Genomic DNA, 557 nt, shown 5'->3' on the forward strand with positions numbered 1-557 from the left:
GGCACCTACCGGGAGGCCTGGGCGTCCTACCCCGTCCTGGTGCGGCAGTACCGGCCCGAGTACAACGAGGGCATCGTGCTCAGCCAGATCCCGCCCGCGGCCGACGTGTACCTGTGCTGGCTCTGCGACGCCGGACACGTCTTCGTCGCCACTCCCGAGGAGCAGCGCCACCGTCCCGGCCGGGAGCGGCGCCGCTCCTCCTGGTGCCCCGACTGCGCCGAGCTCGCCTCGCCGCGCCTGCCCCGGGCCGCGCCGATGATCGGCGGCCGGCTCGCCGAGGTGCTCGCGCCGACGGCCGCCCCCGACGACGGCTCCTTCGTCCTCCTGGCGCCGCCCGCCGTGATCGCGCGGGGGCTCCCGATGTCCGCGTCGCCCACCGGCCGCGGGTCCGCGTCACCCGCCGACCCGAGCGGATCCGCGCCCGCCGCGTCGCCGACTCCTCCGTCCGCTCGATCGAGTCCTCCAGCTGCCGCCGCTCGGGCCGCGCTCCCGCCCGCCCCTCGTACCGCCGCCTCCGCCGTTCCGGCCGGCGGACGGGACCGCGGCCGGAACGGCGG

1 pseudogene is annotated in these 557 nt (G+C 78.5%); it reads left to right on the forward strand.

Features of this window, described 5'->3' with window-relative positions:
- Positions 1-557, forward strand: a pseudogene (locus C5D09_RS17930) (hypothetical protein); the annotation flags it as partial.

Origin of the sequence: Rathayibacter sp. AY1C9 (genome assembly GCF_002932315.1) — a bacterium.
Taxonomy (GTDB): Bacteria; Actinomycetota; Actinomycetes; order Actinomycetales; family Microbacteriaceae; genus Rathayibacter.